This window comes from Candidatus Peregrinibacteria bacterium (assembly GCA_016699145.1).
Taxonomy (GTDB): domain Bacteria; phylum Patescibacteriota; class Gracilibacteria; order UBA1369; family 2-02-FULL-48-14.
This window is the reverse complement of the sequence record CP064962.1, coordinates 132,790-147,825: the sequence shown is the minus strand read 5'-3', so window position 1 is coordinate 147,825 and position 15,036 is coordinate 132,790. Positions and strand designations below refer to the sequence as shown.

Here is a 15,036-nt window from a genome sequence, read left to right as displayed (position 1 = left end):
ATCGGAATGCGGGCTGAGGAGCAGTGAAAAACTGGCGCAAGTCAAAGCAAAGAGTAGCGTCCAAAAAATGCTTTTCTCCCCTACTTGAAAGGCTTTATTCCTATTTTCCAACAAGAAAAAAAGAGAAGCGAGCAATAAAAATGCTTCTGAAATGCTGAAAGAAATGCTGGTGTAAGGGTTGAAGAACCCTCTTCCCCAGGCTGTTTCGTAAATGAGACAAGCCGTTTGGAAGGGAAGTGTGAATAAAAATGCTTTGAAGCAGAGGGAGCTCCCTTTACTCCTCAGGAGTGGGTGGAGCCACGTAGGTGGGTTTGATTCCACTGGATGGGATTAGTGCTTGAATGTCTTTAGAAAGTTTGAGCAGCACTTCTTGGCCGCGGGCGGTTTCTAGAACGTCAGTGATGGCTCCTAAAAACAGGGTCTCGTAAGCTTTGGCATCACTCATGGTTAGATCGGTTGCGAAGCCCACTTGAGAGGCGAAAACGCCATAAATGGGATCTTGCATTTGTTCATTGATGAGGCTGCGTAAGGCGCTGGGCCTGTGAGTGTTTTGGTTGTAAGTTCTGAGCAAATCCGTGGAGCTCATGCTCAGTAAAAAGTCCCAAGCCACTTCTGAATTTGGACTGGTTCTTCCCACCACGGGTACAAAATAATTGGCGTAAGCGATGCGACTTTCCGCTGATGTTTCGGGGTCATTCACTTGAGGTGCCGGAGCGATTTTGATGTCTTGCCAATTCATGGTTTCCTCCCCTTCTTGAGTGAGGCGATTCACTTCGTTGATCAAGTCTTCATAGGCATAGGAATAAGCAAAAATCATCGAGACTTTTCCTCGGGCAAAGGTGCTGAGTTCTTGCTCGGGACTTTCGGCATCTGCAAGGTATTTGTTCCAACTGTAGTTCTTTTGACTGGGCAGTCCAAAGCTGGTGTAGAGCTCTAGAGCGGCGAGGGCGTTCGGATCGTTCCCAAACAGCACTTTCGTGTAATCACCGGTGTAGAAACTTGTTTTGTGTTGAAGCATCATTAGGGCGAGCACATCGAAGGCTCTTAAAATATTGTCTCCACGGCCCAAGGCGATGCCTGAACGAGCGAACCGTTCAAAACTTTGATCCTGTTTATTCAGCAGAGCCACGTCATTTTTTAGACCTTCCCAGGTGGTAGAGGGCTCCCCTTGTGCGGGCAAAACATCTTCGAAATGAGAGTCGTTGTAGTAGAGCGCCAAGGTGTCGATGTAAAGTGGCATGCCCCAAATTTGCTCCAGGCCTTCCTCATTCGGAATGATGAGGTCTTTGGCGGCGATGTCCACAAAACTGCTCTTGAAATTTTCCACACTCACCAAGCTCTCGGGTGCGGGTGTGAGTTTTTTATAATGCTGAGGGAAGGCGGTGTTGCTCAGCATGAAAATGTCGGGTCCTTCCCCTTCGGCCAGCTCGTTTACGATCAGGTTCATGTAGGCTTCGGGATCGGTGAATTTTTTATATAAGATGGTCACATTTGGATGGGCGCTTTGATAGCTTTGAATGAAGGGCTCCATCACGCTTTCATTGTCGAAGAGGCCGTAAAATGTCAAAGTTACTGGAGGCAGATCTCCGTTTTGAGTGCTTTGACCTTTGCGCTCACAGCCGCTGGTGAGCAGCAGCAAGCTGAGGATTAAAATCGAGCAAAAAAGTTTTTTGTGCATGGCGTGGGAGTGGTTTTATTTTAGCAAGGAGCTGGCTTCGAGAAAATAGCGTTTTGAAAGAGCGTACCAATATCCGTTTTGTGCTTTGCGGCTGATTTTTTTAAAAAACTTCAAAATCCAAAGCGAAGCACGACTCCCGATGAGATGAAAAGCTAGTTTTTTAAAACCACGTGGCAAGACTCGAATCGTGGGTTGCAGTTTTTCAAAAACAGCTCCATTTTTTGCTAAACTTTCCATTTTTCTTTTTAGGTCGTTTTCGTTTAAGGGGTGGCTGTGGTGAGCCAAGGCGGCAGGGGTAAAACGGAGGGACATGCCTTCCTCTTTTTCAAGACGATAAGCGATTTCGATGTCTTCCCAGCCGTAACCTTTGAAGCTAGGGTTGAAATTTTGCTTTTTTAAAAGAGCGGTTTTTAAAGACAAATTGGAAGTGTAAAAGTGCCAAAAACTTGCCTTTTGATTTTCTTTAAGTTTGTCGTAAGCGAATTGATAACCTCCATGGGTCATCCAATGCATGAAAGGAGTGACTTCTTCGTTCGGGTCCCATTCGGTGAGGCCCAGACAAGCTTCTTGAAGCTCTGGATGAAACTCGTGAAATTCATAATGCTTTTTAAGAAAATCCTTTTGTACATAAATGTCATCACCAATGAAGAGCGTGATTTCTCCTTTGAGTTTTTTTAAAGCGGCGTTGCGCGCCACTCCCTGCCCTTGGTTTTTTTGAAATAAAGCGTAACGGTCTTTTTTGATCCAGCTTTTTAAAAAAGTTTTGGTTTCGTCTGTGCTGCCGTCATCCACCACCCAAATGTCATACTGAGCTTTGTTGAGGCTTTGCTTTTCCAAATGCTGCAAACAAATTTTCAGCTTTTTTAATCTATTATAGGTGGGGATGACGACACTGATTTTCATATCTTCAGCCTAGAGGCTGCCTCAGAAAAAGACCAGCTTTTTTTAGGCCAGCGCCAACTCTTTTTCTTCTTGGTTACTGAGCTCTTCGGTGTGAACTCGTTCTTTTTGCCACTGTAAAATGGTGATGGTGTTGGCCACTACTTCTGTGATGTAGTGAGTGATTTTATCCTTTCCTTCGTAAGAACGATTGGTCAAACGTCCTTCTAAGAAAATAGGAGACCCTTTGCGCAGGTGCTTTCCACTGAGTTCAGCCAAGTGATCCCAGGCCACTACACGGTGAAAATCCACGCTTTTTTTGAGTTCTCCTTCACTGTCGAACCATTCGTTGTTGGTCGCGATCACAAAAGAAGAGACCCGTTTTTTATTTTTGGTGGTTTTAACCTCGGGGTCTGCTACTATGTAACCAAGGAAGGTTACTCGATTGATGCTTTTCATAAAAATAAGGGTTAATGAATAAGCCTTTCTTTTTTAGACCAGCGACCTGAATAGAATCCTGAAATTTTCATTAAAAACGCATTAACTTTTCCTGACAAATTCAAAATGTTCACCGGACTTGTTCAAAACTTGGGCAAAATTGTGAAATGCACTCCATCAGATAAGAATTTGGAAATGCTCATCCATAGCAGTTTGCCGACCAAGCACTTTAAAAAAGGCGCCAGCATTGCCGTGGATGGAGTGTGTTTAACTGTTGAATACTATAATTCTGCTCAAAAAAACTTCAAAGTCACAGCGGTTGAGGAAACTTTGTGCAAAACTACGCTTGGAGGCTTCAAAGTGGGGCAAAAGGTCCATTTGGAGGCGGCTCTCACCTTGCAAACTCCTTTGGGTGGACAATGGATGAGCGGGCATGTGGATGCGATGGGTATCGTAAAAAAGGCCGGAGCTCATTTTGAGCTCCAAATTCCTGAAGAACTTTTGCGTTTCATAGCCGTGAAAGGGTCTTTGGTGGTCAATGGAGTGAGTTTGACTGTAGCGGACGTGGAAGCAGACCTTGTTCGTATGGCTCTGATTCCCGAAACTTTGAAGCAGACGAATTTGGGGCTTTTGAAGGCGGGCGACAACGTGAACCTTGAAGTGGATCTGATTGCTCGCTATCTTGATCGCCTTTTAACGTTTCGCACATGAATGCTTTGATTGTTTATTCTCGATTCAATGAGGACGTGACTCAGGCTTTGGTGAAAGAATGCCTGCGTGGCTTTGCGGAACAGAATATCGAAGCTAAGGTGCTCGAGGTGCCGGGAGCGGTGGAAATCCCCCTCATGATTCAAAATCAGCTTGAGAAGGAGGCATTCGACTGCGTGGTTGCGCTGGGCTGCGTCATTGAAGGCGACACCGAACATTATGAGGTCGTTTGCCAGATGTGCAGTCAGGGCATCATGGAAGTGATGCTGAAAACAGGGGTACCGATTGTTTTTGAAGTTCTGATGGTGGATGAAAAACAAAAAGCCTTGGATCGAATTTCTAAGGGGTATGAGGCGGCCTTTGTGGCAACGGAGATGGCTCAAAAAATGCGCTAGAGGGCCTCTAATCTAAAATTTTTCGGATGAATTTTCGCCACTTTTTAATGGCAGATTTGCAGATGAACCAGTTGAGCCCGGCAAGAGCGAGCGGTGCGACCCCTGTGCCTGTGGCTAGAGTATCGGAAAGGAGGACTGAAGTGGTGTAATTGTTGGTGTAAACCATGTTTTCAATCCCGTAAATGTAGAGTTCGTAGGTCACTCCAATGGCAAGCACGAGGATTAAAGCGGTTCCCGTGCCGCTGAGTAGGTCTATTTTTAGGTTCTTGAAGGCCATCTTAGGATTCTACCATTTTTTTCAAGCTTTGTCACGCATTTCTTTTTTCTTATTCCTTGGGTTACCTTAAAATGAAGGTGATTTAATCTTTTTTATGCAGCTTCGTACCCTTGCCCAAACTTCGGTGGATGAAAAGACGATTTTACTTCGCGCAGATTTCAATGTTCCCCTTAAAAATGGAGAGGTTCAGGACAAGACTCGCTTGGTGGAAAGCCTGCCCACGATTCAATTCCTCCTTGAAAAAGGCGCCAAAGTGGTGCTGTGTTCTCATTTGGGCCGCCCCAAGGGGCAAGTGATGGAGGAACTTCGTTTGGATGCGGTGGGTTTTGAACTTTCTAAATTGCTTGGTAAGCCCGTTTTGAAATTGAACGATTGCATTGGTCCTGAGGTTTTGACTGCCATTTCGGCAGTCCCTTTTGGCACGGTTTTGCTCTTGGAAAATTTGAGGTTCCATCCCGAAGAAGAGGCGAACGATGCAGCTTTTGCGGCCGCGCTCGCAGAAGGAAAAGACCTTTATGTGAGTGATGCGTTTGGCACCGTGCATCGGGCCCATGCCAGTACCGTGGGGGTCACCAAATATCTCCCTTCGTACGCGGGCTTTTTGGTCCAAAAAGAAGTGGATGTTTTGAGTGGCATTTTGGAGCACCCTAAAAAACCGGTGGCTTTGGTGGTTGGAGGTGCAAAGATCGACACTAAAATTGGGATTTTGGAAAAGTTTTTGGACATTGCCGATGTTTTTGTGATTGGAGGAGCTTTGGCGAATACTTTTTTATTGGCGCAGGGCTACTCCATTGGGACTTCTTTGTGTGAAGTGGAAAAAGTGGAAGTCGCTAAACGCTTTTTGGCAACTGCGGCAGGCAAAACAGTGCTGCTGCCTACGGATGTGGTGGTGGCTGCGGACATCACTCCGGGACTTCCCACTCAAGAAGTGGCTGTGAATGCCGTACCTGCGGGGCAAAAGATTTTGGATTTGGGCACTCAAACCCGAGCTGCGTTTGCGGATGCACTTGCGAGCGTAGCCACTGTTTTGTGGAATGGTCCCATGGGGCTTTACGAGGTGGAGTCTTTTGCGGCGGGAACTCGCGAATTGGCGGAGGCTCTGGCTGAACTCCCAGCTGTGAAAGTGATTGGCGGCGGAGACACCATCGATGCCCTCACCCACTTTGGAGTGCCTATCGAAAAATTCACCCATATTTCTACCGGCGGAGGAGCCATGCTGGAATTTTTGGAAGGAAAAATGCTGCCCGGAGTGGAGGCTTTACTGGCCCAATGAACTTAAAGAAGAGAGATGGGTTTCGAGTAAGATTTGTGCCGCGCGGCTGTCATGGTGGCTTTCCTTGGTTTGAAACCCATGTAGGTTTTGAGCGAACTGGGTGCTGAGACGCTCATCCATGAATTCCATAGGTAGGCCGAGAGTTTGAAGTGCTTCAGCAGCTTCTTCAACAAGGCGAGTTTGTTCGGTTGCTTCTCCGTCCAATTTAGTGGGGCGACCGAGTAAGAGGCCAGTGAGGGGCTCGGAAGTGGCCAGTCTTTGAATTTGTTCTAAAAGTTCCTTAGTGTTTTTATGCTCGATTTCAGGCCTTGCAAAAGCCACCGTTTGTTTGACGTCGCTAATGGCCACGCCGGTGCGGCGAGTTCCAAGGTCGAGGGCAAGGATTTTTCCTTGAATCGGAAGAAGCACGGAGCAGGGGTTAAGCGGCGTGGACCTGCACTTGAATTTGTACTTGAACGTCTTTGTAGAGCTTCAAAGTGAGCGTGTAAGAACCGGTGCTTTTGATGGATTCCATTTCAATTTGCTTTTCAGGAATGTCCACTCCCAGTTGGGTTTTTAGGGCTAGGCGCAGTTCTTTTGCATGGAGGGCGGCGTACAGTTCTTCACCTTCACTGCTCTTTCCCTTCAGTTCTACTGTTTTGCCCTGTACTTTTGCTTTCACGGCCAAGGCGCTTTCTTTCATGTTTTCCAATTTTTCTACGGCTTTGGCTTTTTGTGCCGTGACCAAATTCACTTTCCCAGCAGTGGCCATGACCGCAAGTTTGCGAGGAGCCAAGAAATTTTGAAAGTAACCGTCTGAGACGTCTTTGATTTCGCCTTTTTGGCCTACTCCTTTGATGTGACTGGTCAGAATGACTTTCATAAGCAATCAGTTAAAATCCCACTCCGTTATATTGACCAAACGGTCTTTGGGAAGCAAGAGTTTTCGATATTCTATGCCGGTGACTTTGGAATCCACTACGTAATAAAAGGTTGGGCTATAAAGGAAAACAGCGGGAATGTCTTCGGCTATGGTGCTGGCCAATTTTTTAAGCAGATCTTCGCGTTCACTGGAATCAAAACTGCCGCGGATTTTTTCGATGAGCAGGTCGGCAGAGGGGTTTTGATAATTGGAAAGATTGAATCCAGTTTCGGTGGCTTGGCTGGAATGCCAATAAGCAAAGGTGTCGAGGTTGTAGCCTAAACTTTGACCATAAAGCAGCATGTCGTAATCTCGTGCCAAGATTTTTTGACTGAGTTCTTCCATGGGATAGGCTTCGATTTGAACCTGGATACCCACGCTTGCGAGTTGCTCTTTTATAAGTTCTGCTGTTTTTTCAGTCACCTCTTCTTGAGGTGGATTGGTCGTGGAAAAATCGCGACGAAGGAGTCTGAGACTCAAAACGGTCCCTTCTTCATTGCTTCGGAATTCATCGCCTTCGGTCCATTCCCAACCGGCGTCGAAAAGAGCACCCATGGCTTCTTCTTTATTCCATTTGTTGATCCATTCTTCTTGATCCAATTCCAAAAGCGGAGTGTCTATTTGTGCGCCCCCTCCAATGGCGGTGATGATTGCCTCTTTATCGATGGCTTTGGCGAGGCCCAGGCGTTCTTTGTTTCGAGTGAGAAAAGGGGCATCGGTGTTGAAAAAGAGAGCGGTGTATTGAGGCAGTTCGTACTCGTAAGGCGTGAGGTCGGTTAGATCCATTTCTTCGAGTGAGCTGGCTTTGATACGGGCGGCTCCATGCCAGGTTGATCTGTTTTCAATGAGGTCGGTGATGGTGGGGTAAGCCACAAAACGGATCTTTTTTAAGGAGGCAGTGTCCCCGTAATAGTCTTCGTTTGCGGTGAGGGTGACAGTGCTGCTTCCGTCTTCGTTCAGAGTGTAGGCTTCTTCCACTTTATAAGGACCGGTTCCGATGGGAAATTTGTTGAACTCATCTTCGTCTAGATCGGCCACGGGAATGCCCCCCAGCAGGTGTTTGGGTAAAAGACCCACGGTGAGAGAAGTGAAGAAGAAAGAATTGGGTGAATTGAGAGTGAAAGCCACCGTGCGGCTGTTGCTTGCTTCAATTTTTACTCCATCAAAATTGGATTTGAGCAGAGTGTTGCTGAAATCAGGGGACTGAATGACTTCGGCGAAGGTGAAATAAACATCGTCGGTACTGACGGGCGTTCCATCGTGCCAAAATAAATTGTTTTTTAAGGTGAAGGTGTAGGTCAGCTTGTCCTCACTCAAGGTGTGGGTGGCCATGTCTTCATCAAAACTGGCCTTTTGAGGATTGTATTTGACCAATCCTGAAAAAATAAGGCTGGAAATGTCTGCATCTGCTTCACTGAATTCAGTAAAAACAGGGTTTAAGTGAGTGATTTCTCCCACAATTCCTTCGGTATAAGTTTTGCTTTGCCCAGGATTGAAATCGAGAAGGGTTTGAAAAATCAGGGAAAACAAAGTCCCCACGAACACCAGAAGGAAAGCTCCGGCGACCCATCGTTCCTTTGTAGAAAAGGACTTTAAGGTACGTACGAAGAGATTCATTAGATGAAGTTAAGCGTGAGTGAAAGTCCTAGGAAAATGAACAAAAAAAGCACTGTGGTGCGGGACAAAACCTTTTCAGCCCCCCGTTTGGTGCTTTGATAGGTGCCTCCTACTCCTCCAATGGCTTCCCCAAGGCCACTTCCCTTTTCTTGAATCAAAATGAGCAAGATGAGCAGTACGCCGATAACCTGTTGAATGATGAGAATGGTGGTTTGCATTTATTCGTCTTTTAAGAACCAGTGAATGAGCCAATTTGCGACGCCAAAGATAGCTGCCGCAAGCAGATAGGTCAAGGGTTTGTCCACGCTCATGGAAAGGCCGGTGAAATCCATAACGGTGAGCAAATATTGCGCCAGATAGAGAATGAGAGCGTTGATGACGATGAGGAAAAGCCCTCCTGTGAAGAAAATAAGAGGGAAAGAAAGGACTTTTAAAATGGGTTTTAGAATGAGATTCAAAAGGCTGATGAGAGCCGCTACAATCAGGTAAGTGGGAATTCCGCCCGTAAAAGTTAAACCGTCCAAAATTTGGCTTGCGAAAAAGAGGGCGAGTCCGTTGGCGATGAGGGTATAAAGAATGCTCATAAAGTGGATTAACGTTTCTTCACCGCAAGTGTAGCAGAGAATCCGTCGATTTCGAAAGTTTTTTCGAGGTCGTAGTCCATGTCTCCGCTGAGTTGAAGATCTTCAGTCAAGGTTTCGGTCTTGATGAGGTCTTGCCAGGTGATGATGGCGCTTTCAAGTTTGCCATTGGTTTTGAGTTGAAGTTGGATACGATCACTGACCTCGTAACCGGCTTCCTTGCGGGCGTCTTGAACCAGTCGAACCACCTCACGCATGAGGCCTTCGGCATAGAGTTCATCGGTGACTTGAGTGTCGAGCGCGACGACAGTTCCTTCTTCGGATTCCACGTCGAAGCCTTCTTTGCCTTTGAAGGCGAGTTCGATTTCAGTGGGCAGCAAAGTGAATTCGGCTACTTTTACAGAATGGTCAGGCAGCACCTCGAATTTGCCGGCCTTGGCTTCTTGGATGATGCGTTGAACATCTTTGCCGTATTTGGGACCGAGCAATTTGGCGTTGGGCAGGGCTACAAATTCGGCCACTTCCCCAGCGTCTTTGAGGATTTCAAGATCTTTGACGTTGAGTTCTTCGAGAATCACCTCTTTTTGGAGCAGCACCACCTCGGGGTTTATGGATTTGGGTAAACCGACTGTGACTTTGGCCAGCGGTTGACGCACGCGGATTTTTTTAGCTCCGCGAATGGCATGACCCAAATTTACGATGCGACGAGCCAGCGCGATTTCTTTATCCAGTTCCGGTTTGATTTGAGCGTTGTTGACGGTGGGCCAGTCGGTGAGATGCACGGATTCTGCCCCCGTTAAGTTGCGATAAATTTCGTCAGAAAGGAAGGGCATGAAGGGTGCCAGCAGCTGACTGAATTTCACCAGCACCGTGTAGAGCGTTTGATAGGCCTCGACTTTGTCTCCATCATTTTCGGATTTCCAAAAACGACGACGGCTGCGGCGCACGTACCAATTGGAAAGTTCGTCCACAAAATCGATGAGCGGACGGGTGGCTTTGGTGAGATTGTATTCCTCCATATTTTTTGTGGTCTCTTCCATAATGCCGTTGAGGCGAGAAAGAATCCATTGATCGAGTTTGTGTTTGGGCTCCCCTTCCATGAGAGTGGGCTGCACCTTGTCGATGTTCGCATAAGTCACGTAGAAACTGTAGGTGTTCCAGAGAGTGAGGGTGAATTTTTTCATCAAATCTTCTACAGCTTGCTCCGAAAAACGCACGTCTTCGGCGAGCGGAGCGGTGGAGCTGTAGAGGAACATGCGAGTGGTGTCGACGCCTTTGGACTCGAAAAGGCCACTGGGGTCGGGATAATTCTTTTTGCGTTTGGAGAGTTTTTCTCCGTCGGCGGCCAGCAAAATTCCATTCACAATCACATTTTGGAAGGCGGGTTTGTCGAAGAGCAAAGTGGCGAGCACGTGTAGGGTGTAGAACCAGCCGCGAGTTTGATCCAGCCCTTCGGCAATGAAGTTGGCTGGGAAGTTTTTTTCGAATTCCTCCTTGTTTTCAAAGGGATAGTGGAGTTGCGCATAAGGCATGGCTCCGGATTCAAACCAGCAGTCGAGCACTTCAGGAATGCGCTTCATGGTTCCGGGACACTTTTCACAAGGCAAAGTCACTTCGTCGATGTAGGGTTTGTGGAGGTCGAGCTGACCGTCTCGCTGAGGCAGTTTTCCGCCATTGCGCTTACCCAGTTCTTCCACAGAACCGATGCAGTCTTGAGCTTTGCAGCTTTCACATTCCCAAATTGGGATGGGGCAGCCCCAAAAACGGTTGCGTGAAATGTTCCAATCCCGCACACCTTCGAGCCATTTTCCAAAGCGACCTTCTTGAATGTGGTCGGGTTGCCAGTGGATTTTTTGATTGTTTGCCAAGAGTTTATCCTTGATTTCGGTCACGCGCACGAACCAGCCTTTGGTGGCAAAATTCAGGAGTGGTGTGTCGCAGCGCCAGCAATGAGGGTAACTGTGACGATGGTTTTCTTTTTTGAAGAGTTTTTTGTGTTCCTCCAGCCAAGCGGCGATGTTTTGCTCCTGGCCTTTTACAAATTTTCCAGCAAAGTCAGTGACTTCAGGTTCGAAAAGCCCGGCCATGTTCACGTGTTGAATCACGGCAATGCCCTCTTTTTACCCACGAGGTGGTCCTCTTCTCCGTAGCCGGGAGCGATGTGCACGATGCCTGTTCCATCTTCTGTGGTGACGAAGTCGGCCGCAATCACCTTCCAGCAATTTTCGATGCCAGGAAGTTTGGCATTTTGGTAGTAAGAGAAAAGCGGTTCGTAGGTTTCACCCACAAGCTGAGAGCCTTTGACTTCCTCTTCAATAGTGAGGCCGTCGAGTTCAAAGTGTTTTTCTAACAGAGCTTTGGCTAGGATGAAGGATTTTCCATCTTTGTTCACGCGCACATAGTCGATGTCGGGGCCCACTGCGAGGGCGGCGTTCCCGGGCAGAGTCCAAGGTGTGGTGGTCCAAGCCAGGAAGTAAAGATTGGGGTCTTTCTTGGACTGGAATTGTGCGGTGACGGTGAGGTCGGTCACATCTTTATAACCCAACGACACTTCAAAATTAGAGAGTGGCGTCGCGCAACGGGGACAGGTGTGCATGGACTTGAAATCCTGATAAACCATTCCCTTTTCCCAAATGGTTTTGAAAACCCACCAGATGGATTCCATGTAATCGGCATCGAGGGTGGCGTAAGAATCGTCAATGTTCACCCAGCGAGCGATGCGGTTCAAAAGTTCTTCCCACTGAGCGGTGTAGCGGAAAACGGATTCGCGACATTTGGTGTTGAATTGCTCCACGCCCATTTCGAGAATGTCTTTTCGTCCTGAAAGTCCCAGTTCTTTTTCGATTTCGTATTCCACTGGGAGTCCGTGGCAATCCCAGCCGTTGGTGCGAGGGACGTAATAGCCGCGCATGGTGAAGTAACGCGTTACGGCGTCTTTGAGGGCGTTGGCCATGATGTGGCCATAGTGTGGCAAGCCATTGGCGAAGGGAGGTCCATCAAAGAAGACGTATTTTTCGCATCCTTTTCTTTGCTCAACAGAGCGTTCGAAAATTTTGGCAGCTTTCCAGTATTCTAGGTGTTTGTGCTCGACGTCGGGCAGGTGCGTTTTAGGATCAATAGGACGGTACATAGACTTGTTTATCTTTTGCAGAAGAATAACAGGCTTCCTTTTAAGCTAAAATCGCTTTCAAAGCAAACGCCTTGACAAGTTTAGGGTTTGGATTAGGATGATGCCTTGCCTTCCGGGGCAACTGGATTGGGTGGTGATTCTAAATTTTAGTTCTTTATGTCAAATATTTTAAAAAACAATGTTAATGTCAATGATCAAATCGATGAAGTAAAGGCCTTTCTTAAAAGGCATGGATCTTTTCTTGAACAATTGAGAGAGATTGGATTCCAAATCCCCCCTTATCCTTCGACAGAGGAAAGTGTTCAGACTTTTGCAGGTCAACTTCTCAAGGAAGTGAGAACTTATTGGGGGGAAAGTCGTCCTCGAGTTGAGAAAGAAGTGGGCTGTTACCCTAACTTTATTCACTTAATGGAAACGTATGGTCAGTTTTTTCGTGGTCCTAAGCGGAACTTTGCCGATAAAGACCTTCGCTATACGCGTTTAGCAGAGTTTTATGGCTTTGATGATGGACTTAAGAAGTTATTTTTGGCTTTTTGTGTGGATGTTCAACAGCTTCGATTTAAGCCAAAGATTGCAAAAACCGCCCGTCCTAGGAGGATTCTCTCTTCTAGAATGAAGGTAGATAATCAGGTTGATACGGAGTCCGTTCTTCCAGAAGGTATGCCATCGAAAGTTGATGTTGATCAAGTTTTGAGAAAAACTCGAGATCAGTTATTGTTAGCTCTAAACGAGATAAATTCAGCTCAAATTCCTCTTTTAGGAGAAGATCGTGATGAAACAATGCTAGAGATTTTAAATGCCAAACGTCAACATATTCTTGATGCGGTTGCCAATATAAACCGAGCCCTCAATGTTGCTGCTACGGTTACTCCTGAGTGAGTTTTCCTTCACACCAATAACATCTTCATGCAAGCGACGGAACCGCCGGCTTTTAGGAATTCTTCGGTGGGGCTGACAATGACGGTGAAGCCACGATCTTCCAATTCTTGGATGACGCGTGGGCTGCGGCCGTTCATGATGATGGTTTTTTGATCCGCTAAAATGTGGGAATTGCAGGTGAAATTGCGGCCTTCTTCTTCGGTGAGCTCAATGAGGTCTGAGAAGTGAGAACGGATGAGTTCTTGAGAAGCTTCGTCGAAAGCCATAAGGTTGCAGAGGGCGAGCTGAGGGGTGATCGGCGTGAGGCAGGTATCCAGATCGTAAAACCAAGGATCGATGAGGCGGAGGGATTTCACTTCCAGACCAGTGATTTTTTCAACTTCACGATGGGTTTCGACTTGAGTGCGGAAGCCATGTCCTCCCCATAAAAAGCTGCGATCGGCATTGTATAAAATGTCTCCTGTTCCACTGCAACTCAAATGAGCAGGCAGTTTGTGAATTTGATACCCTTCTTCACGGAACCAATTTTCAATGTGAGGGCTTTCGCCTTTTCGTTCGTCCTTGGCCATGTTTGAAATGAGAACGCAGTTTTCGCCGCGCAGTCCTTTGAACGTTAGGGCGGCGTTGGCGGTGAAGACCATGTCTGGCAGGGCTTCTTGTCCTTCTATTACTTTGTAGTCGACGCCGAGTTCATCGTAAATACGGGTCAAAGCGTTCCACTCTTCAAAGGCGCGTTCTCGGTTCACGTTTCCGAGTCCCGCTTCCATATAAGGATTGATGACATAAGAAACATCGAAGAATTTTGGCGTGCAGCGCAAGATTTGCATAAAGGCGTGGTCAGGAAAACTGCTCTTATTTATCACATTTTCAGATGCTTTTTCAAGTTGAAGTAAAATGATATTTTGATGCCGTCTGTTTTATGGTAGCTTCAGGCCACTTAATCTTTCTTCATGCGCCACAGCCTTGTTCATCCTTCTGCTCATCTGCTCCGTTATGAAATTCGTGAAATTGTGGATTTTGTGCAGCGGCTGACGGAGTTGGATCCTAGTCTGAAGATTGAAAATGAAAATATTGGGGACCCCATTGCGAAAGGTTGGCCGGTGCCGACTTTTATGAAGGAACTCATCAAAGAAGAAGTGGATAAACCTGGTGATTTAGTGTTTGGTTACACTCATTCACGCGGGGCCATTCCCGTTCGCAAATGGATTGCTGATTATTCTCGACGTTTTTCCCCGAACAGCGAACTCGACTACGAGGATGTGCTCATCACTTCTGGTTTAGGAGCGGCCATTTCGATGATGTACCAAATGCTGCCAAAAGGAGCGCGCATTTTACAACCCAGCCCTGCCTACCCTACTCATGGGGCTTTTGAATCTTTTTCTGAGGGGGAAGAGGCGCTCACTTACAAGTTGGATCCAGAAAAAGGATGGGAGCCTGATTTGGCAGACATGGAAAATCAAATTGTTCAACACCCTGAGGTGGCGGGTATTTTGATCATCAATCCTAACAATCCCACGGGTGCGATTTATAGTGCGGAAACTTTGGAAAAAATCGTGCAACTCGCTGAAAAATATCAGCTCATGATCCTTTCGGATGAGATTTATTTCCGCATGATTTATAATGCTTATGTTTTCCCTCAAATCACGGAAATTGCCAAAAATCGTGTGCCGCTGATTGTGATGCGTGGGCTTTCTAAAGATGTGCCTTGGCCCGGTGGGCGCAGCGGTTGGGTGGAATTTCACAATGTAAACTTGGATGCCGATTTTAAAAAATATGCGGACAGTGTGAAACGGCGTGCCCTTTTGGAGGTGTGTTCTACGCACTTGCCACAGGTGGTGATGCCACGTGTTTACGATCATCCTGAATTTGCTGGATGGCTGAAGCAGAACAATGAACTGTTAGAGCGCAACAGTCGGGTGATTACGGAAAAATTAAGCACCGTGAAAGGACTTAAAGTGAATCCGGCCAATGGAGCTTTTTACATGATGCCCATCTTTGAAGATGGCGTTTTGAAGGCCCATCAAAGTTTGCCCATCGCCAATGAAGAGCTGCGTAAATTTGTGGAAGAAAAGACGGCTGATCCCGACATGGCCTTGGATAAACGTTTTGTTTACTATCTTGTGGCGAGCACTGGTATTTGTGTGGTTCCGGCGACCGGTTTTTTCAGCCCCTATTATGGATTCCGCGTCACAACATTGACACGCGATCCCCAAAGATTGGATGCGATTTATGCAACGCTGGCAAAAGCTATTGAGGCGTATTTGGGGAGTTAGAGCGGGC

The 15,036-nt window shown here is 46.9% G+C and carries 17 protein-coding genes; 5 read left to right on the top strand and 12 right to left on the bottom strand.

What is annotated here, in order from left to right; genetic code table 11:
- Positions 1-274 precede the first annotated feature (274 nt).
- Genes IPG41_00825 through IPG41_00815 form a run of 3 tightly spaced genes read right to left on the bottom strand, consistent with a single transcriptional unit; the run spans position 275 to position 3,016 of the window.
- Positions 275-1,678, bottom strand: coding sequence for a hypothetical protein (locus IPG41_00825; GenBank protein ID QQR55107.1), 1,404 nt, complete (start codon positions 1,676-1,678; stop codon positions 275-277).
- A 15-nt stretch (positions 1,679-1,693) separates the two neighbouring features.
- Positions 1,694-2,581: a glycosyltransferase family 2 protein gene (locus IPG41_00820; GenBank protein QQR55106.1), complete on the bottom strand. Its 888-nt coding sequence runs from the start codon at positions 2,579-2,581 to the stop codon at positions 1,694-1,696.
- A 42-nt stretch (positions 2,582-2,623) separates the two neighbouring features.
- Positions 2,624-3,016: a single-stranded DNA-binding protein gene (locus IPG41_00815; GenBank protein QQR55105.1), complete on the bottom strand. Its 393-nt coding sequence runs from the start codon at positions 3,014-3,016 to the stop codon at positions 2,624-2,626.
- Positions 3,017-3,121: 105 nt separating this feature from the next.
- Between IPG41_00815 and IPG41_00810 the strand changes: the two genes are divergently transcribed.
- A complete protein-coding gene (locus IPG41_00810; protein ID QQR55104.1) occupies positions 3,122-3,706 on the top strand; it encodes a riboflavin synthase in 585 nt (194 codons plus the stop codon).
- Positions 3,703-4,098: a 6,7-dimethyl-8-ribityllumazine synthase gene (ribH, locus tag IPG41_00805; GenBank protein QQR55103.1), complete on the top strand. Its 396-nt coding sequence runs from the start codon at positions 3,703-3,705 to the stop codon at positions 4,096-4,098. Before IPG41_00810 ends, ribH begins: the two co-directional genes overlap by 4 nt.
- A 7-nt stretch (positions 4,099-4,105) precedes the next feature.
- Here the strand turns inward: ribH and IPG41_00800 are convergent, their stop codons facing one another.
- Positions 4,106-4,375 carry a hypothetical protein gene (locus IPG41_00800; GenBank protein ID QQR55102.1) on the bottom strand — a complete coding sequence of 90 codons (270 nt, stop codon included), beginning with the start codon at positions 4,373-4,375 and terminating at the stop codon, positions 4,106-4,108.
- Between the two features lie 94 nt (positions 4,376-4,469).
- On the opposite strand from IPG41_00800, the gene IPG41_00795 reads away from it, so the two are divergent.
- Positions 4,470-5,648 (top strand): phosphoglycerate kinase, encoded by a 1,179-nt coding sequence (locus tag IPG41_00795; protein ID QQR55101.1) that lies wholly within the window; start codon positions 4,470-4,472, stop codon positions 5,646-5,648.
- Here the strand turns inward: IPG41_00795 and ruvX are convergent.
- Genes ruvX through IPG41_00760 form a run of 7 tightly spaced genes read right to left on the bottom strand, consistent with a single transcriptional unit; the run spans position 5,634 to position 11,877 of the window.
- Positions 5,634-6,056: a Holliday junction resolvase RuvX gene (ruvX, locus tag IPG41_00790; protein ID QQR55100.1), complete on the bottom strand. Its 423-nt coding sequence runs from the start codon at positions 6,054-6,056 to the stop codon at positions 5,634-5,636. The two genes, IPG41_00795 and ruvX, sit on opposite strands and share 15 nt — an antisense overlap.
- A gap of 10 nt (positions 6,057-6,066) precedes the next feature.
- Positions 6,067-6,510, bottom strand: a complete 444-nt coding sequence (gene rplI / locus IPG41_00785; GenBank protein ID QQR55099.1) for a 50S ribosomal protein L9 — start codon at positions 6,508-6,510, stop codon at positions 6,067-6,069.
- 6 nt (positions 6,511-6,516) lie between these two features.
- Positions 6,517-8,166: a peptide ABC transporter substrate-binding protein gene (locus IPG41_00780; protein QQR55098.1), complete on the bottom strand. Its 1,650-nt coding sequence runs from the start codon at positions 8,164-8,166 to the stop codon at positions 6,517-6,519.
- Complete coding sequence (secG, locus tag IPG41_00775) at positions 8,166-8,384, bottom strand: preprotein translocase subunit SecG (protein QQR55097.1); 219 nt, start codon at positions 8,382-8,384, stop codon at positions 8,166-8,168. The genes IPG41_00780 and secG overlap by 1 nt, the downstream gene beginning before the upstream one ends.
- Positions 8,385-8,750, bottom strand: a complete 366-nt coding sequence (locus tag IPG41_00770; GenBank protein ID QQR55096.1) for a phage holin family protein — start codon at positions 8,748-8,750, stop codon at positions 8,385-8,387.
- An 8-nt stretch (positions 8,751-8,758) separates the two neighbouring features.
- Positions 8,759-10,852 carry an isoleucine--tRNA ligase gene (locus IPG41_00765; protein QQR55095.1) on the bottom strand — a complete coding sequence of 698 codons (2,094 nt, stop codon included), beginning with the start codon at positions 10,850-10,852 and terminating at the stop codon, positions 8,759-8,761.
- Positions 10,849-11,877 carry a class I tRNA ligase family protein gene (locus IPG41_00760; protein QQR55094.1) on the bottom strand — a complete coding sequence of 343 codons (1,029 nt, stop codon included), beginning with the start codon at positions 11,875-11,877 and terminating at the stop codon, positions 10,849-10,851. The genes IPG41_00765 and IPG41_00760 overlap by 4 nt, the downstream gene beginning before the upstream one ends.
- Before the next feature lie 156 nt (positions 11,878-12,033).
- Here IPG41_00760 and IPG41_00755 point away from each other — a divergent pair, with 156 nt between their 5' ends.
- A complete protein-coding gene (locus tag IPG41_00755; GenBank protein QQR55093.1) occupies positions 12,034-12,756 on the top strand; it encodes a hypothetical protein in 723 nt (240 codons plus the stop codon).
- A gap of 8 nt (positions 12,757-12,764) precedes the next feature.
- Here IPG41_00755 and IPG41_00750 read toward each other — a convergent pair whose 3' ends face one another.
- Positions 12,765-13,583 (bottom strand): hypothetical protein, encoded by an 819-nt coding sequence (locus IPG41_00750; protein ID QQR55092.1) that lies wholly within the window; start codon positions 13,581-13,583, stop codon positions 12,765-12,767.
- Between the two features lie 123 nt (positions 13,584-13,706).
- Between IPG41_00750 and IPG41_00745 the strand changes: the two genes are divergently transcribed.
- The gene (locus tag IPG41_00745) at positions 13,707-15,029 is read left to right on the top strand and encodes a pyridoxal phosphate-dependent aminotransferase (protein QQR55091.1); all 1,323 of its coding nucleotides are present in this window, start codon (positions 13,707-13,709) and stop codon (positions 15,027-15,029) included.
- The last annotated feature ends 7 nt before the right edge of the window (positions 15,030-15,036 follow it).